Annotated in this window: 19 protein-coding genes and 1 pseudogene; 12 read left to right on the top strand and 8 right to left on the bottom strand. The window is 50.5% G+C overall.

The window, feature by feature from the left end; genetic code table 11:
- Positions 1–169: 169 nt before the first annotated feature.
- The gene (locus AB3U87_RS19685) at positions 170–2,011 is read right to left on the bottom strand and encodes a hypothetical protein (protein WP_301253024.1); all 1,842 of its coding nucleotides are present in this window, start codon (positions 2,009–2,011) and stop codon (positions 170–172) included.
- Positions 2,012–2,459: 448 nt separating this feature from the next.
- Here AB3U87_RS19685 and AB3U87_RS19680 point away from each other — a divergent pair, with 448 nt between their 5' ends.
- Together AB3U87_RS19680 and AB3U87_RS19675 are read left to right on the top strand one after the other, a co-directional pair.
- A complete protein-coding gene (locus AB3U87_RS19680; RefSeq protein ID WP_301253023.1) occupies positions 2,460–2,795 on the top strand; it encodes a DMT family transporter in 336 nt (111 codons plus the stop codon).
- A complete protein-coding gene (locus AB3U87_RS19675) occupies positions 2,796–3,119 on the top strand; it encodes an SMR family transporter (protein ID WP_253461424.1) in 324 nt (107 codons plus the stop codon).
- A 312-nt stretch (positions 3,120–3,431) separates the two neighbouring features.
- Here the strand turns inward: AB3U87_RS19675 and AB3U87_RS19670 are convergent, their stop codons facing one another.
- Together AB3U87_RS19670 and AB3U87_RS19665 are read right to left on the bottom strand one after the other, a co-directional pair.
- A complete protein-coding gene (locus tag AB3U87_RS19670) occupies positions 3,432–4,445 on the bottom strand; it encodes a zinc-dependent alcohol dehydrogenase family protein (protein ID WP_394150199.1) in 1,014 nt (337 codons plus the stop codon).
- Between the two features lie 126 nt (positions 4,446–4,571).
- Positions 4,572–4,724, bottom strand: a pseudogene (locus AB3U87_RS19665) (GrpB family protein); the annotation flags it as partial.
- 450 nt (positions 4,725–5,174) lie between these two features.
- Between AB3U87_RS19665 and AB3U87_RS19660 the strand changes: the two are divergent.
- From AB3U87_RS19660 to AB3U87_RS19630, 7 genes are all read left to right on the top strand, one after another.
- Positions 5,175–6,152 (top strand): DUF1852 domain-containing protein, encoded by a 978-nt coding sequence (locus AB3U87_RS19660; RefSeq protein WP_253461421.1) that lies wholly within the window; start codon positions 5,175–5,177, stop codon positions 6,150–6,152.
- Positions 6,153–6,179: 27 nt separating this feature from the next.
- The gene (locus AB3U87_RS19655; protein WP_253461419.1) at positions 6,180–7,211 is read left to right on the top strand and encodes a methionine synthase; all 1,032 of its coding nucleotides are present in this window, start codon (positions 6,180–6,182) and stop codon (positions 7,209–7,211) included.
- 266 nt (positions 7,212–7,477) lie between these two features.
- Complete coding sequence (locus AB3U87_RS19650) at positions 7,478–9,022, top strand: methyl-accepting chemotaxis protein (RefSeq protein ID WP_394150196.1); 1,545 nt, start codon at positions 7,478–7,480, stop codon at positions 9,020–9,022.
- Positions 9,023–9,421: 399 nt separating this feature from the next.
- On the top strand, positions 9,422–9,667 hold the full coding sequence (locus AB3U87_RS19645) for a YmjA family protein (protein WP_253461415.1): 246 nt from the start codon (positions 9,422–9,424) through the stop codon (positions 9,665–9,667).
- A 235-nt stretch (positions 9,668–9,902) separates the two neighbouring features.
- On the top strand, positions 9,903–10,472 hold the full coding sequence (locus tag AB3U87_RS19640; RefSeq protein ID WP_253461413.1) for a C40 family peptidase: 570 nt from the start codon (positions 9,903–9,905) through the stop codon (positions 10,470–10,472).
- A gap of 644 nt (positions 10,473–11,116) precedes the next feature.
- Entirely contained in the window at positions 11,117–12,379 is a 1,263-nt protein-coding gene (locus tag AB3U87_RS19635) for a YbiU family protein (RefSeq protein ID WP_301253018.1), read from the top strand.
- Between the two features lie 92 nt (positions 12,380–12,471).
- Positions 12,472–13,221, top strand: a complete 750-nt coding sequence (locus AB3U87_RS19630; protein ID WP_253461409.1) for a DeoR/GlpR family DNA-binding transcription regulator — start codon at positions 12,472–12,474, stop codon at positions 13,219–13,221.
- Between the two features lie 335 nt (positions 13,222–13,556).
- Here the strand turns inward: AB3U87_RS19630 and AB3U87_RS19625 are convergent, their stop codons facing one another.
- Together AB3U87_RS19625 and AB3U87_RS19620 are read right to left on the bottom strand one after the other, a co-directional pair.
- A complete protein-coding gene (locus AB3U87_RS19625) occupies positions 13,557–14,528 on the bottom strand; it encodes an Rpn family recombination-promoting nuclease/putative transposase (protein ID WP_394150192.1) in 972 nt (323 codons plus the stop codon).
- Positions 14,529–14,881: 353 nt separating this feature from the next.
- Positions 14,882–15,907 carry a tyrosine-type recombinase/integrase gene (locus AB3U87_RS19620; protein ID WP_253461405.1) on the bottom strand — a complete coding sequence of 342 codons (1,026 nt, stop codon included), beginning with the start codon at positions 15,905–15,907 and terminating at the stop codon, positions 14,882–14,884.
- A 1,397-nt stretch (positions 15,908–17,304) separates the two neighbouring features.
- On the opposite strand from AB3U87_RS19620, the gene AB3U87_RS19615 reads away from it, so the two are divergent.
- Entirely contained in the window at positions 17,305–17,985 is a 681-nt protein-coding gene (locus AB3U87_RS19615) for a haloacid dehalogenase type II (RefSeq protein ID WP_301253016.1), read from the top strand.
- Between the two features lie 659 nt (positions 17,986–18,644).
- Positions 18,645–20,156: a putative bifunctional diguanylate cyclase/phosphodiesterase gene (locus AB3U87_RS19610; RefSeq protein ID WP_394150189.1), complete on the top strand. Its 1,512-nt coding sequence runs from the start codon at positions 18,645–18,647 to the stop codon at positions 20,154–20,156.
- 240 nt (positions 20,157–20,396) lie between these two features.
- Here AB3U87_RS19610 and AB3U87_RS19605 read toward each other — a convergent pair whose 3' ends face one another.
- Positions 20,397–20,621 (bottom strand): hypothetical protein, encoded by a 225-nt coding sequence (locus AB3U87_RS19605; protein ID WP_301253013.1) that lies wholly within the window; start codon positions 20,619–20,621, stop codon positions 20,397–20,399.
- A 426-nt stretch (positions 20,622–21,047) separates the two neighbouring features.
- Positions 21,048–21,959, bottom strand: coding sequence for a LysR family transcriptional regulator (locus AB3U87_RS19600; protein ID WP_394150187.1), 912 nt, complete (start codon positions 21,957–21,959; stop codon positions 21,048–21,050).
- Between the two features lie 94 nt (positions 21,960–22,053).
- Between AB3U87_RS19600 and AB3U87_RS19595 the strand changes: the two genes are divergently transcribed.
- Complete coding sequence (locus tag AB3U87_RS19595) at positions 22,054–22,542, top strand: GNAT family N-acetyltransferase (RefSeq protein WP_394150185.1); 489 nt, start codon at positions 22,054–22,056, stop codon at positions 22,540–22,542.
- A gap of 171 nt (positions 22,543–22,713) precedes the next feature.
- On the opposite strand, the gene AB3U87_RS19590 is transcribed toward AB3U87_RS19595, so the two are convergent.
- Positions 22,714–23,535: an alpha/beta fold hydrolase gene (locus AB3U87_RS19590; RefSeq protein WP_301253008.1), complete on the bottom strand. Its 822-nt coding sequence runs from the start codon at positions 23,533–23,535 to the stop codon at positions 22,714–22,716.
- Positions 23,536–23,553: the final 18 nt, after the last annotated feature.

Here is a 23,553-nt window from a genome sequence, read left to right as displayed (position 1 = left end):
TGTCAATACGCAGTTGATTTCACGCCTGTTTACTAACTTTCGGCAGGCTTATATTCTGGCCGTCCCGTATACGGGTACACACAGGCCGATCGAGCTGCGCCGTCATCACTTTACGTCGGCAGCTCAGCAGTCAGCCTGCTTATAAGACCCGGCAAATAAAAGATGACGGCTATCCGCTTTTCTCACTGTCCATAAGTAAATGCGCAGGCTGGCCGGTTTCGACCATACGCAACATCAGGCTGAGCTCTGCCGGTGAAAGAATGCCTTGTGCGATATTATTTTCAATGCGGTCATGCCGGTCAATTTTCTCCCTGCCAGCAAGATTATTTTCCGACAGGCTTTTGACAAGGGCTTGCCGATCGCCGTCACCCGGCCCAAGAGAAAGTTTGGCCCTCAGGTTGTCAGCAACAATTTCCTTACCCAGATTCTTCAGCTCCACCTCCGTGTCATTATCAATATACCCCGCTGATGCCTCTGTAATCAGACGGTTATAGGGGATACGTCCCTGCCAGGGAGCATGGCGTTCAGGCGTGAACAGGGATTTAGGTTCAAGGTAAACGACGTTATGCCCTAACAGACTCAGCGGTTCAAGCGCGCCGCTGCGCACGCCGATGAAGGCTTTCCCGTTTGATTTCTGCATTATCCGATCAAGAAAATACCACTGATTGACACGCTCTTTCAGAAGCGCAGATTTTTGCCAGAATTTGCTGAGGTCGGGCGTACTGCGATTTTCCCAGGGATGGCGATCTTCAATGCGATTTTTGTACTCATTTCGGAAGCCGTCCCCGATATAGGCTACCGGCGTTCCCTGCTTTTCCAGCGCAGCGTGGATAAGCTCAAACATACGGGGATTGGCAAACGCCTCTTTTTGACGGGCAGAGGCGGCGTCACGAACCGGCGTCTCAAATGGCTTGTTTGTTTTCCATAATAAGACGGAGTTATCTTTCAGGCCCGTTTCCTTAATCGTGCTGTCAACAAGGCTGTCAAGCTCTGCCCGGGCCTCTTCATTAACCAGGCCATAAACCAGCTTTCTGATTTCAGCGCCGGAACGCACCGGATCATCATTGTCTTCCCAGTGTTTTGCCATCATTACCGTCGTTGCGGAGATATGGAAGAGATGGCTGTCGGGTGAGGCATTCTGTGGTTCACAAATGGCGGATTTTTCTCCCAGTACTGTGGTGAAATTTTTCCGGTTCTCCGGATCGTTAAAACTGCCGCTAATGTGGTTCAGCGGGGTTTCACCGTCATAGCGCACTACGGAAAGCCGTTTGTTGATATTTTCCTGACTCACGCCAGACTTTTTCAGGGCATCCGTAATGATTTCAAATGCTTCCATGGCGTATTTTTTTTCAGCAGGCAGTACCGGTTGCTTCTCGCTGTAGCCGATGGTGAGCTTCATTTCCGGATACGTCAGCATTGTCAGAATGGCAGAATACCGATCGCCCACGGCATAACCCGGCATGAATACAGCGGAAGGCTGATTTTTGATATCCGGTATGGTGTTCCATACCGCTTCATCATGGGGCCAGAGTGTGCCGCTGAGTATTCCCTTCCCTGTTTTTTTATCGATCCAGGCTTCCTGATTTTTCCCAACGGTCTTTGCACTGGCACCATAACGTCTTCCACGCTCAGAAGCCTGTCTGCGAAAATCATTCAGGACATCGCTGTCATGAATGACATCTGGTGACGAGGCTGCGCGCGGCAGCAAAACCGATGGGGGACGGAGATTATTGTCAAACCTGGCCAGATGTTTTTTATCGCCTTCCACCATGCTACGGGACAGTGCATCTTTGTATCCCACAAGCAACTTTCTGTTGCCGGAAATCCCCTTGTCTGCTTCCGGATGATGACCGTGCTGTTTCGCCTCAGAGGAGGGCTCTGTAGGCGGTTCGCTGTCACGGGCGGAGGCCGCGCCCGCTGTCAGGCGACTTTCATCTGCAGACGTATTACTGGAAGGTGAGTCACTGACAGGAGGCTGATTATGAGTATGTTTATGACCGGAAATATACATGGCTTTCTTTGTTCATATTGGTGAGGACTATTAAAGTGGTTGGAAAGTTTATTTTGTTCCTTTATCAACCATCACCATCGGAAAAAATAACCTAAAAGGCCCTGTGTGCGCCATATCTGGCCTTCTGTACGGATACACCCCTTAATCAACCTGAAGCAATTCATCATCCTGCTAAAGCACCGTAATGTGTTTTTGCCGTAAAACCTCAAGCATTTGTTTATCAGGCTCACCATCTGTGATCGGCGCCAGGTCGCCAATAGCAAACGCAGAATGCCCGAAGCATGCATCGTTGCTCATGCTCAATAAAAAATTGTTATCACGTTCGCCGTTTCTGCTGAATAACCTTTCGTCCTGTGTCTGATTTATAATTTTTAGGGATATGCCCTCAGCGTGCCGTTGCGGTGTACACTAGCGAGCTGGATTCAAATCACCACAATATGGAGTCTATGTGCCCCGGGCCTGGTTTTTTCTTTTAATGGCAATAGTGTCTGAAGTAAGCAGCGTTATATTGATGAAATTATATTCGACGCAAGGCAATCTTACGGGCATGTTGTTTATGTATTTCGCCATCGGTTTGTCTTTTACTTTTATGGCGCTTGCGCTGAAAAAAATCTCACTTGCGGTAGCTTACGCAACCTGGGAATCACTGGGTCTGCTCGCGATAGCCGTTATTGGCAGCTTCTTCTTCAGAGAGCATCTGAGCGTACTTCAGCTTACGGGAATTGGCCTGTTGCTGGGGGGCGTTGTAGTCGTTAATATCGCAGAAAATGCGCAGAATGAATAAATGTCGATATTTATCCCCTATTACTATCTTGCGATAGCCATCCTGCTTGAAGTAACGGCTAACGTCTTTCTTCAGCGTTCGGCCGGTATGGCCAAAAAGATTCCGGGCGCAGTGGGCATACTGCTTATTCTTGCATCCTTTACTGCGTTAGCGCAGGCCTTGAAAGGCCTGGAGATGGCCACTGCGTATGCCATATGGGGAGGCTGCGGCATTCTTTTAACCGCACTGTCCGGATGGATTATTTTCAGGCAACCTCCTGGTCGCAAAGCGTGCGCTGGCTTGCTTATGATTACGGCAGGCCTGCTGCTGCTTGAGCTTGGGTGATAATATTTTAAGCCTGCCACGATACTCTCTTTTGCTTCAACTCACCCAGCTGGCAGGCGCTTCTTGCCCTGCCTCTGTGTCCGCTAAGGCGCCAGAGTGGCAGCCACCGCATCTTTCGGGCTACTGACGCCTGGGTAAAGTAACGCAAGAAAAAATTATGCCGTTTACCGCACGCGCGTGGCGGCAAGCCTGTTATACATCTGGAGCGCCCGCAGTAGCCTGACTGCCTGCGCCAACGCGCGGTTATTCACGGCATCAGTCAGTGTTTCAGGTGACGGCCGTAAGGAAATGGCTTCCTTACGGCCAGCAACGTCACCATTCAACGCAGATTTTACCCACGTGAGCGCCGCTTTGCTGATAAGAGAAAGCCTCGCCAAGCTCCTCATATTTAAAAACACGATCGATTACCGGCTTCTTGTTCATTATCTCAAGGGCTTTAACAAAATCACACTGATCCTGGCGGCTTGCCACAATCACGCCTTTAATTTGCACCTGCTTCGCCAGAAGGGAAAGGACAGACAAGGCAGCCTCATCGCCTGAAAGGATACCAATCTGCGCAATATGACCGCCTACCTTGATCGATTTCAGGGATTCATTCAGGGTTGCCGGTCCGCCTACTTCGACCACATGGTCTACGCCAAACCCCTGGGTCAGCTCAAGAACTTTATCTCCCCATGCAGGCGTTGTTCTGTAATTGATAGTTTCATCAGCGCCCAGTTCGCGCACAAAGGCGAGCTTTTCATCGGAGGATGAGGTAGCAATGACTTTGGCCCCCATTGCTTTAGCTATCTGTAAAGCAGCGACGGAGACGCCGCCGGTTCCCTGAACCAGCACCGTTTCTCCTGCCTTAAGGTGCCCGTCTGTTACCAGCGCCCGCCAGGCCGTCAAAGCCGAGGTGGTGATGGTGGCTGACTCTGTATGGCTCCACCCCTTCGGCGCATGGGTAAAGGCGTTTTCCGAACGTACAACGTATTCACTGGCCATGCCATCAACACCGTCGCCGGGCGTGTGCGCAAAGCCGCCCACGGCGGGTACAGGCTTGCCAGCCAGCCAGTTGGGGAAAAATGTAGAGACCACGTGTTCGCCTGCTTTAAACGCTTCAACGCCTTCTCCAACCTCCTCTACTATTCCCGCACCATCTGACAGCAGGATCCGTCCATCTTCAGTAGGAAACTGCCCGGTTGCGACGATTAAATCATGAAAGTTTAGCGAGCTGGCTTTAATCGCAACCCGAATTTCACCTTTGCCGGGCCTGCCCGGATCGTCAATATCTGACACGATAATGTTATCCAGGCCGCCGGGGGCTTTAAGCTGTATTGCTTTCATCGGGGATCTCCTGTTTGGGCATGCGTTTTATGTAATAACCCAGTTTAAACATAATTACAGGGTCACGCTGTCGAAGAGGGCCTTTTGTTACACTGGTGGAATTATAAAAAGCGTTTAAGCTGCCCGGCTGGCCACTTCCAGCAATATATCTATAACGGGTATAGCAGCTAAACCCGGTACTGACGTGCTGCCAATGTGATGGATCTGCGCAATAACGTTATCCAGCGTTATCTGTAGCAGTAAGCTTTCCGCTTCACAGCGCGCAGGCCACTGCAACAATCGTTACTTTTTGCATGTTTGCTCTTCCCCATTGTCTGGATATCGCCTTAATGAAGGCTGGATGCCTGGCTCGCAGACCGGCCGACAGGAAGGTTTTTTGCTTATTACCATGCCCCATATTGTGGCTTGCACACGGAAACGCTCTGTTTCTCTCCAGGGCGGCAGCGAGAATAAGGTGAACCAGAAAAAATTGCGGTACATGCTTAGCGGGCCGCTACCCGGCTGCCAGCTGTGCATCCTCTTTGACAGGGATCTTTGCGCAACGGTGGTCCTGTCTCAGGTTTGATCATGAAGAAGGTTCATGTTCATTGAAAACAAATCACTTTTCCTCAACCAGCGACTCAGGCATAAAGTATGGATTGTTAATAACTTTAGATAATATGAAATCTGGGATGCCCTGAAAGGCAACAAATAAATCAGATTTATAACAAACCAGGATACCAGACGGCCATGAACAAAGCGTTTACCTTTACCATTAAAAGCCTTCGTTTCGACGAAAACTATAACCCCTCCGGGAGTACGCGCATCACCACCAACTTTGCCAATCTGGCGAGAGGTGAGAGACGTCAGGAGAATCTGCGTAACGCTTTAGTGATGATTGATAATCGCTTCAATGCGCTGGCGCACTGGGATAATCCCAAAGCGGATCGCTATTCCGTTGAGCTTGAAATTATTTCCGCTGAGTTAAACGTTGAAGTGAAAGGCAATGCCTTTCCGGTGATTGAAATATTAAAACCTACCATTATTGATAAAAGCACCAGTGAACGTATCGATGGTATCGTAGGCAATAACTTTTCCTCTTACGTACGCGATTACGACTTTAGCGTCTGGCTGCCGGAGCACAATAAAAGCCAGCCCGAATTTACTATCCCCGAAGATTTTGGCAAGCTGCATGGTAATATATTTAAACGCTTCGTTAATTCAGCGGCCTACACGGAAAATTTTAATAAAGCGCCTGTGATATGCCTGAGCGTTTCCACTAAAAACACCTATTGCCGCACGACTAATCAGCATCCTGTACTGGGCTTTGAATATCAGCAGGATGAGCCTTCTCTGACCGATATCTATTTTGCCAAAATGGGGCTGCAGGCGCGCTATTTCATGCCGCCCAACAGCGTTGCGCCTTTGGCCTTTTATTTTCATGGTGATTTGCTCAGTGATTACACCAATCTTGAGCTAATCAGCACCATCAGCACGATGGAAACCTTCCAAAAAATTTACCGGCCTGAGATTTACAATGCTAATTCCGCCGCAGGGGCATTGTATCAGCCCAACCTGACACACCAGGATTATTCGTTAACCCGAATTGTTTATGATCGAGAAGAGCGCAGCCAGCTGGCTGTTGAGCAGGGCAGGTTTACTGAAGAGCACTTCATTAAACCCTACCAGACTATTCTTGAGCAGTGGTCTGCCAATTCCGCTCTTTGATAAACCGAAAATATAAGGTCATCTTTTATGAAAAAGCTTTTACCGACATCCACTGCTGGCAGCTTACCTAAACCTTCCTGGCTTGCGCAGCCGGAGACGCTCTGGTCACCCTGGAAATTGCAGGATCGGGAACTGATTGAGGGCAAGCAGGATGCCCTTCGCCTGTGCCTTGACGATCAGCTGCAGGCAGGCATTGATATCGTCAGCGATGGCGAGCAAACGCGCCAGCATTTTGTCACGACGTTTATTGAGCACCTCAGCGGCGTGGATTTTGAAAAACGTCAGATCGTCAAAATCCGCGATCGCTATGATGCGAGCGTTCCTACGGTCGTGGGCGAGGTGACCCGGCAAAAGCCCGTATTTGTTGAAGATGCTAAATTTTTACGTCAGCAAACCCAACAGCCTATTAAATGGGCCTTGCCCGGCCCTATGACCATGATCGATACGCTTTACGACAGCCATTATAAAAGCCGCGAAAAGCTGGCCTGGGAATTTGCCAAAATTCTTAATCAGGAAGCCAGAGAGTTAGAGGCGGCCGGTGTCGATATTATCCAGTTTGACGAGCCGGCTTTTAATGTCTTTTTTGATGAGGTTAACGACTGGGGAATTGCCGCGCTGGAAAAAGCCATCGAAGGGCTTAAATGTGAAACCGCCGTGCATATTTGCTATGGCTACGGCATTAAAGCCAATACGGACTGGAAAAAAACGCTGGGTTCAGAGTGGCGACAGTATGAAGAGGTTTTCCCTAAGCTGAAAACGTCGGCTATCGATATCATTTCGCTGGAATGCCAGAACTCTCATGTACCAATGGATCTTATCGAACTGATCCGCGGCAAAAAGGTGATGGTTGGGGCTATCGATGTGGCGACCAATGCCGTTGAGACGCCCGAAGAAGTAGCCAATACGCTACGTAAAGCGCTCCAGTTTGTCGATGCCGACAAGCTTTATCCTTCCACCAATTGCGGCATGGTGCCTTTATCCCGTCAGGTAGCAAGGGGCAAGCTGAATGCCCTCAGCGCCGGCGCAGAAATCGTTCGTAGAGAAATTTTGGCCAGGTAACCTTGCTGACCAGCTAATTTTCTGAAAACTCAGTCCGGATTGGGCCATGCCAGCCGGACTGAGTGATAAATACCGTATTCAGCAACGTTATTCCCTGCCAGGACGTCTCCCAGCTATCTCCTGTTCATCCCGGATCATTCAGCGCTCCCTGTCTGCAACCTTTACCTGCGCATTGTGAAATACACCACATAATTTAATCGGTACTCTCAAGAGTTTCTTCACGATGACGATACAAACAGTAATCATCTGCCTTTCGGTATTCTCCCATGAAAGTTTCAACCCGTATTGTCGGAGGCTTCGGCCTCATGGTACTGCTGCTGGTCATTTGCGCCGGCGTGGCTATCAATGCTCTTAACCACGCCCGGGACGATATGGGTGACGTGGTAAACGTCAAAATGAAAAAGTTCCAGCTTGCGCTGGATATGCGCGCCAGCGTACGTGATTTGTCTATCGCGGTAAGAAACCTGGCGTTGCTGACCGACCCGAAGGAAATGGCGCCCGAATGGGACCGCGTGCAGACCCAGAAACGTCTGTTCCTCAAAAACCGTGAGGAACTGGGTCGGCTGATGGAAACGGATTCGGTACCGGCGGGCCGGGAGGCATACCGGAAAATAGTGGAAAGAGAAGGACCGGCGCTGGCAAGCTTTGAAAAGGCAGGTCAGCTTGGATTGCAGAATCTGCAGCAGGAGACCGTGACTTACCTGATGACCGTCTCTCGCCCGGCGCAGCGGTCGCTGCAGGAAGCCCTCAATACCCTGACAGAGGTGCAGATGCAAAATGCCCGCAGCGCCGTGGAAAGCAGCAGCGATCAAAGCCGTCGTGCCGGGCTTCTGTTGGTCGGCCTGGTGCTGGTATCTGTGCTGCTTGCTGGCGGCACCGGTTTCATGACTATACGGATCCTGATGCGCCAGCTGGGCGGTGAACCGGCGCAGGCGCAGGTACTGGCGGCAGCGATAGCCGACGGTGACCTGACGTCTCAGGTCATGCTTCGTCCCGGCGATAATACCAGCATGCTGGCATCGCTCGCCCGAATGCAGAATCGCCTGGGCGAACTGGTATCGAGGATTAAGGACGCTTCGGCTTCCGTAGCCCTTGCCTCTGATGAAATCGCCAGAGGGAATACCGAACTCTCGGCCCGTACTGAACAGCAGGCAGCTGCGCTGCAGGAAACGGCCGCAAGCATGGAAGAGTTAACCGCGACGGTGAAAAGCAACACGGCGGGCGCCACTTATACGGCTGGATCGGCGCGGGAGGCGGCCGCGCTTGTCCGTGACGGTGAAAAAAACGTGCGCCAGATGACCGAAACGATGGCCGATATCTCTGCCAGCGCGGCGAAGGTTCGCGATATTACCGGCACCATTGAGAGCATTGCCTTCCAGACGAATATTCTGGCGCTGAATGCGGCGGTTGAAGCCGCACGCGCTGGCGAACAGGGGCGGGGATTTGCCGTGGTGGCCAGCGAGGTCCGCACGCTGGCGCAGCGTAGCGCGACGGCAGCGCGGGACATCAAAGGCCTGATTGAAAACGCGGTGACCATGGTGGAGGCTGGCGTGGTAGTGGCCGACGGCACTGCGGAAAATATCATGAGCGTGACCGGGAAGGTCAGCGAGCTGGCTGAGGCAATGGATGAAATCGCGCTGGCTTCAAACGAGCAGATGCAGGGCATTTCTCAGGTGACCGTGGCCGTTGGCCAGATGGACGGCGTAACTCAGAGCAACGCCGCGCTGGTAGAAGAGTCCACGACCGCTTCCCAATCGCTGGCGGAGCAGGTTCATGCCCTGAGAGGAATGGTGAATACCTTCCGCGTCTGAAGAGGAGAGCCCCGGGAGCAGGCTAAAAAGCCGCTCCCGGCTGGCTCGCTATGCAACCGATAAATCATCCCCGACGCTTTTCATCTGTCCTTTGACTGCGTGCACGGCGGGTCATGACGCCTCTCAAGAGAATATCTAATGCCGGGCCTGAAACCGGAGCCGATCGCGCAACGTTGCCCTTGTGTCGGCCAGTCAATGCCGGTGTACAGGCTGGACAGATGCAGTAAAATTATTGAGATAAAACAGGATGCTACGTGTTAATCTTAGCAATCTTTAAGGCCGGGCCGGTGCCTGGTGATGCCATTCTTACATTTGTCGTCTGACAGCAGCGATGAAATCGGCCCGGACGATGCAGAAAGCAGCTAAAATTGACGTTAAATTAAATATCTGGAGTAGCTTATGAACGATGAAATCCCGCTTAAATACTACGACATCGTGGATGAGTATTCGACAGAATGCGCAGCACCCGTGGCTGAGGCAGAGCGTAAATCCCTGGCGCACTATTTCCAGCTGCTGCTCGATCGCTTATCAAATAATGAAGAGATCGGTGAAGACGCGCAGAAAGAGATGGCTAAAGAAGCCGGTATCAACGAGAGCCGTATCGATGATATCGCCTCGTTTCTTAATCAGTGGGGCAACGAGTAGTTTTGTCACAGCAGCCGCTAAGGCTGCTTGCCTGTGTCGGCAGCAATTTTTTCAGATAACTTTACTGAGCGAAAATTAGTACCCCTGTGTGATAATATTTATCGGAAATAAAGCGCTGTAAATTTAAGTAAAAACGAATGATTTATAACAATAACGAACCGATGATATTAAGCCAAATTTAACCGTTATTTACCCCGTTATTCAGGGCTAAAATTCAGGATCCGGACAGGAAAAGATGCCACCATTACTCCCCCTTCGCACGATAACGGTTTTGGCGCTGATGATTGTGGCGGGCTGTTCTTCCCATAAGCCCGATGAAGCGAACGATAATAGTCCCGATACCACCCATCGCGCTGGCGAACCCGATCTTATTCCGGTTATCGCGGCATTACATGACCAGATGTACGCATGGGAAGGGACGCCTTACCAGTGGGGCGGTACGGAACTCTCCGGCGTGGACTGTTCGGGCTTTGTCTGGCGAACCCTTAAAGACCGGTTCAATTTACCCATGAAGCGAGTCACCACCAGCCAGCTGATCCATATGGGAAAACGTATCCAGCCCGATCGTTTGCAGCCTGGCGACCTGGTCTTTTTCCGTATTAACCGCCAGATGCACGTAGGCTTTTATGATACGGACCGGCATTTCCTTCACGCTTCGGCCAGCCGTGGCGTAATGCGATCGTCACTGGATAACGTTTACTGGAAATCGGTATTTCTGGAAGCGCGCAGGCTGCCGAACGAACACGGTGCCCGGATATCATTTAATTATGATGAAGACGATAAGAACGTTCTGGCTAAAAATTAACGCCGGTTCTGGATTTGCAATATATAAGCCTTCGGGCCAGGAAAAATATTTACAGGATCATAGCGTGGGCTGCCAGGACCACGCTGTGACACAGATTTTTCCTGACAGACTTCTTTATGCTGAGCAGTACAAACCGTCGAAAATATTTGTTTAATCTTCTCCGCACCTGCCGATGTTACAGACAATGGCTCCCCCTCGCTCTCCCTCCCGGCTGAAGATCCTTTAAACCTCCGCGCCTTCCACTGGCTGTCATCTGACAACACCGCACTGGTAAGAGATAATAAATGGGCACCAGCCTGATAAGGAAATAATGGGTCAGTTTCCAGAACCAGACTTATCAACTGATGAATTTTCTTCGTAGCTTCCCCGATCCATGCTTATGACAGCGCGTTCATTTATGCCTCCGCTTACGGGCCTTTCGGCCGTGCACAACAGTGAAAAATGCTCTTAAAACACGGCCGATAACCCTTCTTTATTACTGACTACCCTTCATCCAAATGCCCTTGCGCTGTTTTTAAGCCCTTTAATGTGATCTTCATCAGACTTTCATTGTTAAACAGATGTTGAATACTGGTTCTTTGTTGTGAATGAAGGTTATATTTGTTTCACTCGAAACAGAGATGGCGAAAGCAGCGGAGAGCACCATGGACACCAGCTTCACTTCAGTCGATCAACCAGAAGACGCTAAGCAAAATATACGCCTGATGAAAAAGGCGCTCAGGGAAGAAATTGGCGATGTGGAAGGATTATTCGAACAGGTAAGAGCGAAGATTGTCGGCGAGCTCAAGGCGGCACGTACCGAAGAACAGCAGCAGGGCTCCGCATGGCCGGAAGTCAGCCTGCAAGAGATTGCCGCAGGACGTGTTTCGGAAGAGACCAGGAATTATATTCGCCGCAGGGGGTGTGTGGTGGTCAGGCAAACTTTCAACCGTGAGCAGGCGCTGGGATGGGATAAATCGATGCTCGACTACCTGGACGCCAACGATTTCGATGGCGTGTACCAGGGGCCTGGTGACAACTTTTTCGGTAGCCTCGACGCTTCACGCCCTGAAATCTACCCTGTTTACTGGTCTCCGGCTCAGATGGAAGCGCGGCAGAGCGACGCCATGGCGCAAACTCAGGCTTTCCTGAACCGGCTCTGGAAATTCGAATCGGCAGGTATACGCTGGTTTGAGCCTGATGTGAACATCATCTATCCCGACCGCATACGACGTCGTCTGCCGGGCACAACCTCAAAAGGGCTGGGTGCGCATACAGATTCAGGCGCGCTGGAGCGGTGGTTGCTTCCTGCTTATCAAAAAGTGTTCCGCAAAATTTTCTCGAACCGTTTTAATGAATACGATCCGTGGGACGCAGCCTGGCGTACCGATGTTTATGAGTACCAGGCCGGCACCACAACAAAATGTTCGGCATTTCGTACCTTTCAGGGCTGGACGGCGCTTTCTGATATGCAGGTCGGGCAGGGGCTGCTGCATGTCGTGCCGGTACCCGAAGCAATGGCTTATTTGCTGTTGCGCCCGCTACTGAAAGATGTCCCGGAGGAGGAGCTGTGCGGCGTTGCGCCCGGGAAAGTGCTGCCGGTGTCGGAAAAATGGCATCCTGAACTGATTCAGGGATTGTGCTCAATACCTTCACTCCAGGCAGGGGATTCAGTCTGGTGGCATTGTGATGTTATTCATTCCGTTGCCCCGGTAGAAAATCAGCAGGGCTGGGGAAATGTAATGTATATCCCGGCCGCGCCTCTCTGTGACAAGAACGCCGTCTGCGCGGCCGCCGTTGCGCAGGCGCTGGCATCAGGCGAATCGCCCGCCGATTTTCCACAGGAAGATTATGAAGTCACCTGGAAAGGTCGCTTCACCTCTGAAAAGCTGAACGCGAACGGGCGCCGCAGTCTCGGACTGGAATGAGACCCTTGCCGACCCGCTTTCGGCGGATCGGCAGCATTTGTAGCGGCCTGTCTTTCTGGTAAGCTTGCTAAAAAAGCTTACCGGCAGGCACCATGAACGTACGTCATCAGAATATTATTCAGCTCGTCAGTGAACGCGGCAGCGTCAGCGTCAGCGAACTTTCTCAAATCACTGGTGTTTCCGAGGTAACGGTACGTCAGGATCTGAACGTGCTGGAAAAAGGCGGTTTTCTGCGTCGCGTGCACGGATCGGCCGTTGCGCCTGAAAGTGATGATGTGGGCGCAAGGATGCGCACCCGCTATGCCGTCAAGAAACGTCTCGCAGAGCATGCGGCTTCACTGGTGAATGCCGGAGAGGCGGTTTTCATTGAGGGAGGCAGTACCAACGCGCTGCTGGCCAGGGAGCTGAGTGAAAGACGGGACATTACCATTATTACGGTCAGCCACTATATTGCCGGATTGCTCAGGGAGACGGGTGGGGAGGTTATTATTCTTGGCGGCCTGTATCAAAAAAGCAGCGAATCCGTGGTAGGGCCGCTGACCCGACTTTGTATCCAGCACCTCAACTTCCATAAGGTCTTTATCGGCATAGATGGCTGGGACGCGTTGACCGGTTTTACCGGTCGTAATATGCTGCGCTGCGATGTCGTTAACGCCCTGATGGCTAAAAACACCCATACTATTGCGCTGACCGACTCGTCGAAATTTGGTCAGATCCATCCGTATCCGCTCGCCCCTGAACACCCTTTCAGCCACGTCATTACCGATACTGATTTACCCGATACCTGCAAAGAAATTCTTCAGGCGCAGGGGCTGCGTCTGGATATTATTGGCCCCGTCTGAGCCTGGGTTTATCGACAGGCAGCGCCGTTTTCTCTCGCGATATATTGCAACGCTATAAGAGGTTTAGTAAGGGCGGATTGGGCTATACAAACCTACGTGCCCGTTTGGATTTGGTCATTGGGAAAATCGGGTGCTGGAGGCAGGTATAGCATGCGGGATGTGTGGAATAATTTAAATCGAAAAGTGATTTCAGGTGCGGTTTCTGCATACTTTTCAATGCAATACGTCGGAGCCAGGTATAATAACGCGGCCTGGCGTATTGCACAGCCAGCCAACAGGGTACATTTTTTCGGCACCCGCAGCGATCGTAACCCTGGCCTAAGCACCTGCCACCATTAATGCCTGATCCGCGCCAGTTCTTCTTCGCCAAGACCGGTCATTTTCATCACGGTGTTACGATCGAGGCCGTTTTGCAGCATAGTGCGGGCTACTTCAAGCTTTCCTTCAAGCTTTCCTTCAAGCCTGCCTTCATATCTGCCTTCCTGTCGGCCGAGCTGAATACCTTCGGCCCGCCCTTTTTCAATGCCTTTCTGTTCAAGCTGTTGCGCGATGGTCATCAGTGCATCCTCATGTTTCGGCACCCGTTGTGCCAGTTCACGTACAAAGGCCTCTGCGTCTGAAGTTTCGCCTGCCTGTATAAGGTAGTTTATCAGCGATGCCAGCTGCTGTCCTGTAACATGTTCCTTCAGCAGAAGCGTCGCCAGCCGATCCAGCAGCTCGGCCAGATCGCGTTGGTGGATATGTTTTTGCAGCAGCGTCAGGGCCGCCATACTGCGGTGCTCCATGATCTCGTCGTCAGGTATAACCGTAACGTCGACGAGGGGGAAATGACCGCTATAGAGCTTTTCAGCCTGCACCGGATCGGCAAATTCATCCAGCCAGCGTGTGGAGTAAGGATAGGGGCTGCGCCGGCCGGTATAGAATAAAACCGGGATCACCAGCGGCAGCTTTTTATGACCGGCGTCCAGATGGCGCTGCATAGCCGCTATTGCATAGCGGAAAAGCCGGAAGGCCATGTGCTTGTCCGGTGTGGACTGATGCTCAATCAAAACATGCACATAGGCGTCACCTGCAGCTGTTTTCAGACTGTAAAGCACATCGCTAAAATAGGGGCGCAGATTTTCCTCAATAAAACTCCCGGACTCCAGTTTTAGCGTGTTGAAATCGCAAACGGCCTGCAGTTCTGACGGCAGATGCAGCTGCATAAAATCCCGCGCGGTATCGGGATGGGTCAGGAACTGTTTGAATGCCAGGTCGTGTGGCGTTGGAGAGGTTTTCTTTCCGCCCTTTGCTTTTTTATCAGACATAATTGTTTTTACTGCATGCGTGGTGAACGGACTGGCTGCACATTGACCGTAAAGCTTTCATCAGCCCCCTCCCTTATTTGATTGGAAAATCCCTGTTAATTAACCGGTTGTATAGTACAACCGCCTCCTGGCTGGTACAACAGCAGGCTTAAAAGGCGGTAGCTCAAACTCTTTGTCGGGCTGGGCCATCCACAGGGATTACTGTAAATAATCGACCGCTGGCATAAAACCATACTTTTCTGTGCACAGGCTATCCACTTTTTCTGTGGATAAAATGCCTGTCAGGATTGGACCGCTAACGGGCATTTTATGCGCCAGCGTCAGGGGGGCGGCGCAACTGCATAGCGGGCAAATCAGGGTTTCTTCTCCATTAAATCCACCATGGCTCCCTGATGAGCATCAACGTTACGGATATAGCGCATCAACGTTTCCGGTTTTTTCCAGGTTCCTTCCTGCATTATTTGCGCCACGGCATAGCCCTGTTTCGCCATATCCTGCGCTGCACCGACGCGGGCACTATGGCCGCTCCAGCCGCCATAGCGGTTTTTGTTCAGCTTCGCTGATTTTGAATGCCCTGACGTTCGCCAGGCATGGGCGAAAATAGTTTCAAAAGAGGGGGTGCTGAGCGGCCGCTCGGCGATCATTACCGCTTTATTAGAACGATGAACCGGACAGAACAGGAAAGCATCCGGTTCTGCGGCCAACCCCGCAGCCGCAATCCATTCCATCAGCCGCTGGGTAGAAAGATTGCTGAGTGCCTTAATCAGTCCGCCCGTCTGTACGATAGTTTTTGTCCAGGCCACATCAAGAATAATGCGTCCGTCATCGGCAAAGGTGACGTCGCGGACCCGAAGGCGGGAGAGTTCGCTGACGCGCAACAGTGTATTATACGCAACATGGAGGAAAGCCAGATTGCGTTTCTCCCTCAGTAAAGAGGAATTAAACCACAGGCTATCAAGCTTCATCAGGTCAGCGAGTCGGAAAGGGATCGCCTGACCGGTACGCTCGCCGCCTACGACAGCCACGCGGTTAATCTTTTTGATAGTACGGAAAACGATCGGCGAAGTGTTTGGTGGCGTCAATCCGGCGTTACGGTGTAACATCGAAATCAGTGAAGCATGAGTAGCAATCGTCGAAGAAGCTCGCCCTGTCAGCTGTAGGAAATTGAGATAATCGCGAAGATCGGCGTCAGTCATAGGCAAAAAGGTGCGTGCATTCTCCCTGGCCCAGCGATAGCAGACACGCATCACGCTAAGTAGCTGCCGCCAGGTATTGGATGAAAAGGCATCTTTGTCCTGCACGAACTCCTTTAGCCGTGCTGCAATATCTTCATCGGCGGTAAGGGCCGATACCATACCGTTGGCTATGATTTCACCCATTTTCGTCTGATAATCTCCTCAATTTTTTCCGATCGCGCTACGTGAATTCTGCATGAGTAAGAGGGGCTAATCCCCTAATAATTTACGTAGCGATGCCAGTTTACAGGCTGCATTTCAATCACGTATGCCGAGAGATACACAGTCGCTTTTTGCTGTGAACCCGCCTGGAAAAGCATACCTGCTTCCGGGCCTGATGTCCTGACTTTATATAAGTCCCCTTATATAAAGTCATTAATTTACGGCTGAATGCGGCTGAAAGGTTAAAAATCACCCAAAGTGGTAACGGTTGGTTAAAACAGGCGCTACCGCTGATAGCCTGTTGCCGTTAATGCCGGAGCCGGTTTTTCCCACAATAGTCATTCGTTGGGCTAAAGCAGGATAGCCATTGGTACAGAGGACTCATGATAAGGATGATTAAAAAATCTGATTTTTTCAGAATAAGCTTAGCTTTGATAAGGTAATGTATCGCTTTCCCAGTGCATATTATTATAAAGATGATGCCAGTTTGCATCGGTTGCTAAGTATAAAAAGGCTTCGCCATTATTTTTTGTGAACGATCTCAATTTTTGTGACATGATTATCATCCCATTCCTCTGTATACCTGGGCAGGTTTTTATAAACAGGAATAGTCAGGTCGGCAAGAAAATCGTCTTTTCTAAAAACTACCCTTTAATTTTATTTTTTTTTAACTTTATAAAAAAATAACATCATGAATTATTTGATTTTTTATCTATGAAAATGAGATGTTGCTATCCTGATGTTGTTCTGCCACCATCAGAGTGAACGCGCTTTATTTAGTTACCTTTTGTATACGCTGGTGCCCGCCAGAATGCAGATTAACAGATTGATTATCCTGGCCGACAAAGTAATTATAGGTTTCAATTTCATGATTTGGATTTGAACCAGGAGAGTTAAATGGAGGTAATAGCGCTTTACCCTCTGCTCTTGATTCCACCATGCTGGCAATGCCGTTAACTAACGGATTTATAATCCCGTTATCTGTCAGCGCATTCCTGTAAATATCAACAGTCGGTGTTGCTTTTTTTGAGCAGCCGCTAACAGGTAAAATAAGAAATTTTAAATGCCTGAAAATAATAAATCTCTATGGTGATTTACATAAAACCATTGTATTCAGGATGTCCGGTTTTCTGAACAAACAGGAAAGGATAATCACGTCCATAGGTATTAACGCTTTCTTCGTTCAGATGTAATTTTCCAAATAAAAATAACTACAATATAATTTATAAACACATCCTTAATATATGTTTAGTGAAAACTGGAAGGGTGACTTATATTTTTAAGCGGAAAGTGCTCCCTGTCAACCGATACAATACTTCCAAAATATTGCCATCACGCAATCTGCATCTACACTTAACCTTTAATCAGAGGGGGAAATAATGTGCAATAAGATAATAGTTTTTGATGTCAATGAAACGCTTCTGGATACAGGGGCGCTGAACCCCATTTTTGAAAGGGTATTTGGTGACGAACGAATTTTGCGCCAATGGTTCTCTGAATTAATCATTTATTCCCAGTCGCTTACTCTCAGCGGCAGTTACATGCCCTTTGGCGAGCTTGCTGTAGCCGTGTTGCAAATGGTGGCTGAGATAAGAGGTACCATACTTTCAGAGCAAGACATAAATGAATTCCGGAAGCGTCTGGCGACGCTTCCTGCTCACCCGGATGCGTTGCCCGCGCTGGAAATGCTGCGGGCAGCCGGATTCCGTCTGGTGACGCTCACCAATTCATCCACTCAGGCTGGCGAGAAGGTGCTGGAACAATCGGGCCTTGCCCACTTTTTTGAAAAGCAGTTCTCGGTTGAAGAGATCAAACGTTTCAAACCGGCCACGGAGAATTACACCAGCGTGGCACAGAGGCTCGGCGTGAATGCCGATTTGTTGCGGCTTGTCGCTGCGCATACCTGGGATATCCTGGGCGCAACAGCCTGCGGCTGGAAAGGTGCACTGGTTGCTCGTCCGGGCAATGCGGTATTACGCGTTGGCAAACAGCCTGATATTGTTGAAAAAGATCTTATCGCCGTTGCTCATCGCATCATCATTATTGATAGGCCAGAGTAAATGGCATTGGCCGCTTAAGCGTGGGATCCGTAATCTGGCCTGAAAATGGATTGCGGATTTCAGGATCTGAACAAGAATTAAATATTCCCTTAGGTGAAGTAAGATAAGTTTTTCTAAAACCACCTGGTAATGGGTGGCCTTTGCTTTTTATTTTATCGACATTTTAAAGGTAAATCTAAGCAGTCTCTTGAGTTATAAATCATAATCATTATAACTCTGTGCGGATTACATCAGCATATTTACCCGATCGCCTTCTCGGGACCTGAAACAGAAACCGAAAAAGTCATCGGTAGCGGTTATTTTCTTCACGACAATAGCCTGACTTTTTCTATGGTCGTTTCGCCTGATAAGGCAAATTTACAGCACCAATCTGCAATAGTGAATAAAATTTACCGACATGGTCTGTTAATTTGGCAAATTCTGCCGATATAGGATCGGGTTTCTTTTATCGCGCCTGGCAAAGGATGGGCAGGGCGTCTGCAACTTGCCAGAGGTAAATGCTTATTCCAATAGATTTATTTCATTATAAATAACATGATTTCCGGCATGCCATCAATATTATGCGGAATTAAATTGCGTTTTTTAGTGATAACTACTGAATATTCAACTAATTATATTGCCGGGGTTCTCGGATGCACCTGAAACTTTTATGGTTAGCAATGCTTAATATTGTAACCATATTTTTGCTTTCCACCTTATGGGAGTACGGACTTGAGGCGCAGATTTCCGTGCTGCTCGGTCTGGGCTATAGCGCCGATTTTGAAACCAGCGAAAGGCTCAGGTTTATCCTGACGTCCTCTGCCTTTGCTCTGCTGGCCATGATCATTCCTGGCCTGCTGATCGGCAGGCTCATACGCAAAATGCTTGCCGCTGAAAAAAATGCCCTTCGGCTGGCCGATACCGATGAGCTGACCGGCGTGGGTAACCGGAGAGCATTCAGCGCTCGTATTGCCCAGCTTGAAGCGGTCGGGCAGCCTTATTTTCTGACATTACTCGACATCAACGACTTTAAAAGCATCAACGACCTGAACGGGCATCATCAGGGGGATGCCACGCTGATTTCTCTGGCAGGCCTGCTGGCAGAAGCTGCCGGCCCGGAAACCCATGTATTCCGCATCGGCGGTGATGAATTTGCTATGACTTCAGGGGGCGGGCAGCCTGAAGAGGCGGTCAGAACTGCTGCAACCCTCCGTCAGCGCGCTGCGGAGATCCGGACCGGGCCTGATACCATGTTGGGCCTGTCGGTAGGCGTAGCCTGCTCAACCTGTAGCGGAAGCTCTGGCGTGGTGCGGGCGGCGGACCTGGCCATGTACGAAGCGAAACGGGACAAAACGCTGCATCTGGTCCATTTCTCACCGGATATGGAGCAACGATTTCTCCAGAGGGAAAAGCTCGAGCACGACGTTACCGAGGCTATCAAAAGCCATACCATCGTCCCTTTTTTGCAGCCTATTGTCTCCCTGCAAACGGGCCGCATTACCGGATTCGAGATCCTGGCGCGCTGGATACCCGGCCCCGGTAAGGTTATTGCACCTGCGGTGTTTATTCCCGTAGTGGAAAAGCTGGGCCTGATGGACACTCTGACTGTTGAACTGCTGCAGGCCGTCGTTCGCATCACCTCAGGCTGGCCGGCAGGTTTGCATCTGTCTTTGAATATCACGCCGGAGCAGCTGCTCAGCCCGGTGCTGACGGATCGCCTGTCCGGCATTATGCGGCAAGCGGCACTGGTACAGCTGGAGCTGGAGGTGACGGAGCAGAATGTGATGACCATTTCAGAAGAGGCCAGACGAGCTATTCGTGCCCTGCGGGACGACGGTATTGGCGTGGTGCTGGATGATTTCGGCACTGGTTACTCCAATATGTCGGTTCTGCTGGGCCTTGGTATTACCCGGATCAAGATTGACCGCTCGTTTATCTCCACCGTTGTGAGCGTCTCGCAGCAGCAAAAGGTAGTGGAAACCCTGCTGGCGCTGTGTCAGGAGCTGAAGGTAACGGTGACGGCAGAAGGAATTGAAGACGCTATTACTCTCGAGTGGCTGCAAAAACGACGCTGTGATTACGGCCAGGGCTATCTTTTCAGCCGGCCCGTACCGGCAGATCGGGCCGCCGCTCTGCTTACCACAGCGAGTGTTCAGGCATGTTTTACCGATAAGCTGATATCTGCGCCATAAGACGCGCTTACCCCCAGAGCGGGCGGCCTTTTCCCTGACGCCCTGGTTCGAAAAGAAGGCGGTCTGGCTGCTGTGTCAAAGCAGCTCTGACAGATAGCCGTCAGCATTAGCTAACTACGCGTCGGTTCGGATGTCATTGGCATTACCCGTTGCCTGAAAGCGACGGATAATGCCACCGCTGTGGCGCGGTTGTTATGCGATCGCCGCCGAATGGCGAAAAACATCTGATCGGCCTGGCTGTTATTTCTGCTCCTGCTTGCTGTTTGCCTCTTTTTCTTTTTCTTTCTTTTTAGCCATATGATGGCCAACCGCACAGCCTGCTGCTGCACCAGCTACGCCATGATGGGCAACGTGGCCTGCCACGCCTCCGGCAGCGGCTCCTTTCAGGCACCCTTTTGCATCAGCCTGTGAACTCATAACCAAAAGCATTCCGGCAGTGATGGCGATTACAGATAATTTTTTCATAATATTTTTCCTGGAGTAAGTGGAGGAAGCCTGAACGCTTCTGAGCATAGTCAATCCGCGCACGCCGCGTCGTCAAAATGCATAAATCTAAAACTTGCTTACCTGCCGTTACGCTTTTGCGCAGCAAACAAAACCGGATTGACGTTGTTTTATGCGCATGGCTTAATTATTCGTCTATCTGCGTAGAAAACCCGGGTGCCCTCTAAATAAAGAGAAGCAAAAAAAAACGGCCGGTGTTTTACGGTGGATAGTAATAAAAATCAGGCCGTTTTTCCTGTAATACACTATTCCCCAGGTTTATTGCTGGAATGAAAACCCTTACCTTGCTACTAACTCCGCCGCCTCGGGGAAAAAGATATCAGAGCAGGCTCTTAAAATTAAGTCAGGGTAATGCTAAACCATCAACCTCGTATGGAAGGTTTTAAGCTATTTTTTCTCTTTTATGCTTTGCAAAATAAATTTTTTAAGCCAGTCGGTAGATGATTTTTTACCGCTTCGTTTGTGAGAATATATTTTTACCGTAAAAGGAGGTGCATAAAAAGGTAAGGGAAAGGTTTTAATACTGGCCAGCTCGGCAATCTTGCTGGCTACAAAGGCAGGAATGGCCATCAACAGATCGCTCTCAGCAATAATATGTGGCGAAGCAAGCATCGATGGCGTTCTCAGGGAGATCCTGCGTTCCAGCCCCAGACGCGCGAGGTGTGCATCCAGTAAACCTTTTTTCTCATTCCACGGGGTGACCACTACGTGCCCTGCTGACAGGTAGTTTTCCAGCGTCATGCTGAGTCGATTAATATTACTGATAACGACAAACTCATCGCTAAATAAATCAACCTCTTCTAAATCCTGATGTTTACCCTCATTCGCTTCGCTGAAACTCAACGCGAGGTCAATTTCGCCTGCCAGCAATTCCTTTAGCGCTGGGTTATATGGCAAATGGCACAACTCGAAAGTAATGCCCGGCGCCATTTTTTCTGTTTCCTTCATTAACCCGGGAAATATGCAAAAGGCGGTGTAATCCGTCACGGCAATTCTGAACGTTTCCGTGCTTGCAAGCGGATCGAAGGGCTGTAACGGGCTGAGGTGTTGATTGAGCGTGGATAACGATCCCGCTATATAAGGCGCCAGCTGGCAGGCAAATACGCTGGGGCACATCTTATGCCCCTCACGATAAAATAGCGGGTCCTTGAGAAATTCACGCAGGCGCGTCAAAGCATGGCTCAGCGCTGAAGTGCTCATGGCAAGTTCAGCGGCGGCAAGCCTGACCGAGCGGTGTCGGTAAACAGCATCGAAAACCGGCAACAGGTTGAGATCGAGACGCCGTAGTACATGATGCATGAAATTCACCTGCCATTGATTTTATTGCACTTATTTCATCGAACAATACCGATTATCCTTGCAGGCAGCAAACTATATTGGTGAGAGAAAGTTTATGAGCGTTATTATTCGGCAGGCCGGTCCGGAAGATATGGATGCTATCTGTAATATGATAAATGGCTTATCCGTTTACCGCGAAAGCCCGCCGGAGGCTATGCCAGATGTTGACGAAATCCGAACGTTCCTGTTTTCTGCCGATACCGCAGCGGAGGCCTATATCTGCGAGATTGAGGGGGATATTGCCGGCTATGCGGTTATCTCGTTGGGCTATTCAACCTGGCCAGGTCGCTACAGCCTTAACGTGGAAGACCTCTATTCGACTCCTGATTACCGGGGACGAGGCGCAGGAAAAGCCATGTTGCAGTATATCGCTCAGCTGGCCGTTAGCCGCCGCTGTAACCGGATCGAATGGAACGTTCTGGAGTGGGATAAGTCAGCCAAAGATTTCTACCGCAGTATTGATGCGCTTCCTCTGAGCGAATGGGTTCGATACCGGCTTGACGGCCCGGCCCTGGAGAGATTCGCTTCGCAGGAAGCTCTCTGAGCCAGCGCGAGGCCGACTTTGAACGTTATTGCAGGTGATTTCCTTCCGGATGTGCCGGTTTCCGACTGCAGGTCTGCAGCTGCCCGTGCAAGAGAAGCACGAAGCAAAAAACCGGCTGAAAAGCCGGTCTGTGCTCCTGTATAAGCCTAAAACCAAGGCCTTACGCTGTCCTTAAAGGGATTTCAGGAATGCCAGAAGATCCACGTTCAGCTGGTCGGAATGGGTGACCGCAAAGCCATGCGGCGCATTGTCATACACTTTCAGCTGCGCGCCTGTAATCATCTCCGCGGCAAGCTTGCCGGTTGATTCAAACGGCACCACCTGATCGTTACTGCCATGAATAACCAGCGCGGGCACGTCGATTTTCGCCATATCCGGACGGAAGTCGGTGGTGGAAAATGCCTTAACGCAGTCCAGCGTGCCCTTGAGCGAAGCCAGCAGCGCAATATTCAGCGTCTGGGTCAGTACGCCTTCTGAAACCGTCTGGCCGGCATTAGTGCCGTAAAACGGTACGGCAAAATCACTGATGAACTGCGCGCGATCCTGGCGCAATCCCGCCAGGATGCCGGCAAAAACGGACTGGTCGACGCCCTGCGGGAAATCATCGGACTTACCGAAGGCGGGCGTTACCGCGCCAAGCAGCACCAGGCCATCCACGCGCGCGGTGCCGTAGTTGTTGATATAACGCGCAACGTCGCCACCGCCCATCGAAAAGCCGACCAGCGTCACCTTCTGCAAATCAAGGCTGGTGATGAGCTCGTTGATATCCGAGGCGAAAGTATCGTAATCGTAGCCGGTCCACGGCTGATCCGAACGGCCAAAGCCGCGGCGATCGAAAGCGATGACGCGATAGCCGTTTTCAGCCAGAAAGTTCAGCTGGTTGTCCCACATATCCGCGTCCAGCGGCCAGCCGTGACTGAACAGCACCGGCTTACCCTTGCCCCAGTCTTTAAAGTAAATTTGCGTACCGTCAGCAGTTTTAATCGTGCTCATTGTCTTTTCCTTGCGATG

This window comes from Erwinia plantamica (assembly GCF_043420595.1).
Taxonomy (GTDB): Bacteria; Pseudomonadota; Gammaproteobacteria; order Enterobacterales; family Enterobacteriaceae; genus Erwinia; species Erwinia aeris.
Note: the sequence above shows the minus strand (reverse complement) of the source record. Positions and strands in the feature narration are given on the sequence as shown.

Excerpts from the sequence above, each read along its gene's own strand:
- AB3U87_RS19660 (WP_253461421.1), top strand. The coding sequence starts at position 5,175 with ATGAACAAAGCGTTTACCTTTACCATTAAAAGCCTTCGTTTCGACGAA.
- AB3U87_RS19615 (WP_301253016.1), top strand. The coding sequence starts at position 17,305 with ATGTGCAATAAGATAATAGTTTTTGATGTCAATGAAACGCTTCTGGAT.
- AB3U87_RS19640 (WP_253461413.1), top strand. The coding sequence starts at position 9,903 with ATGCCACCATTACTCCCCCTTCGCACGATAACGGTTTTGGCGCTGATG.
- AB3U87_RS19620 (WP_253461405.1), bottom strand. The coding sequence starts at position 15,907 with ATGGGTGAAATCATAGCCAACGGTATGGTATCGGCCCTTACCGCCGAT.
- AB3U87_RS19630 (WP_253461409.1), top strand. The coding sequence starts at position 12,472 with ATGAACGTACGTCATCAGAATATTATTCAGCTCGTCAGTGAACGCGGC.
- AB3U87_RS19635 (WP_301253018.1), top strand. The coding sequence starts at position 11,117 with ATGGACACCAGCTTCACTTCAGTCGATCAACCAGAAGACGCTAAGCAA.
- AB3U87_RS19590 (WP_301253008.1), bottom strand. The coding sequence starts at position 23,535 with ATGAGCACGATTAAAACTGCTGACGGTACGCAAATTTACTTTAAAGAC.
- AB3U87_RS19655 (WP_253461419.1), top strand. The coding sequence starts at position 6,180 with ATGAAAAAGCTTTTACCGACATCCACTGCTGGCAGCTTACCTAAACCT.
- AB3U87_RS19600 (WP_394150187.1), bottom strand. The coding sequence starts at position 21,959 with ATGCATCATGTACTACGGCGTCTCGATCTCAACCTGTTGCCGGTTTTC.
- AB3U87_RS19650 (WP_394150196.1), top strand. The coding sequence starts at position 7,478 with ATGAAAGTTTCAACCCGTATTGTCGGAGGCTTCGGCCTCATGGTACTG.
- AB3U87_RS19610 (WP_394150189.1), top strand. The coding sequence starts at position 18,645 with ATGCTTAATATTGTAACCATATTTTTGCTTTCCACCTTATGGGAGTAC.
- AB3U87_RS19625 (WP_394150192.1), bottom strand. The coding sequence starts at position 14,528 with ATGTCTGATAAAAAAGCAAAGGGCGGAAAGAAAACCTCTCCAACGCCA.
- AB3U87_RS19645 (WP_253461415.1), top strand. The coding sequence starts at position 9,422 with ATGAACGATGAAATCCCGCTTAAATACTACGACATCGTGGATGAGTAT.
- AB3U87_RS19605 (WP_301253013.1), bottom strand. The coding sequence starts at position 20,621 with ATGAAAAAATTATCTGTAATCGCCATCACTGCCGGAATGCTTTTGGTT.
- AB3U87_RS19670 (WP_394150199.1), bottom strand. The coding sequence starts at position 4,445 with ATGAAAGCAATACAGCTTAAAGCCCCCGGCGGCCTGGATAACATTATC.
- AB3U87_RS19685 (WP_301253024.1), bottom strand. The coding sequence starts at position 2,011 with ATGTATATTTCCGGTCATAAACATACTCATAATCAGCCTCCTGTCAGT.
- AB3U87_RS19675 (WP_253461424.1), top strand. The coding sequence starts at position 2,796 with ATGTCGATATTTATCCCCTATTACTATCTTGCGATAGCCATCCTGCTT.
- AB3U87_RS19595 (WP_394150185.1), top strand. The coding sequence starts at position 22,054 with ATGAGCGTTATTATTCGGCAGGCCGGTCCGGAAGATATGGATGCTATC.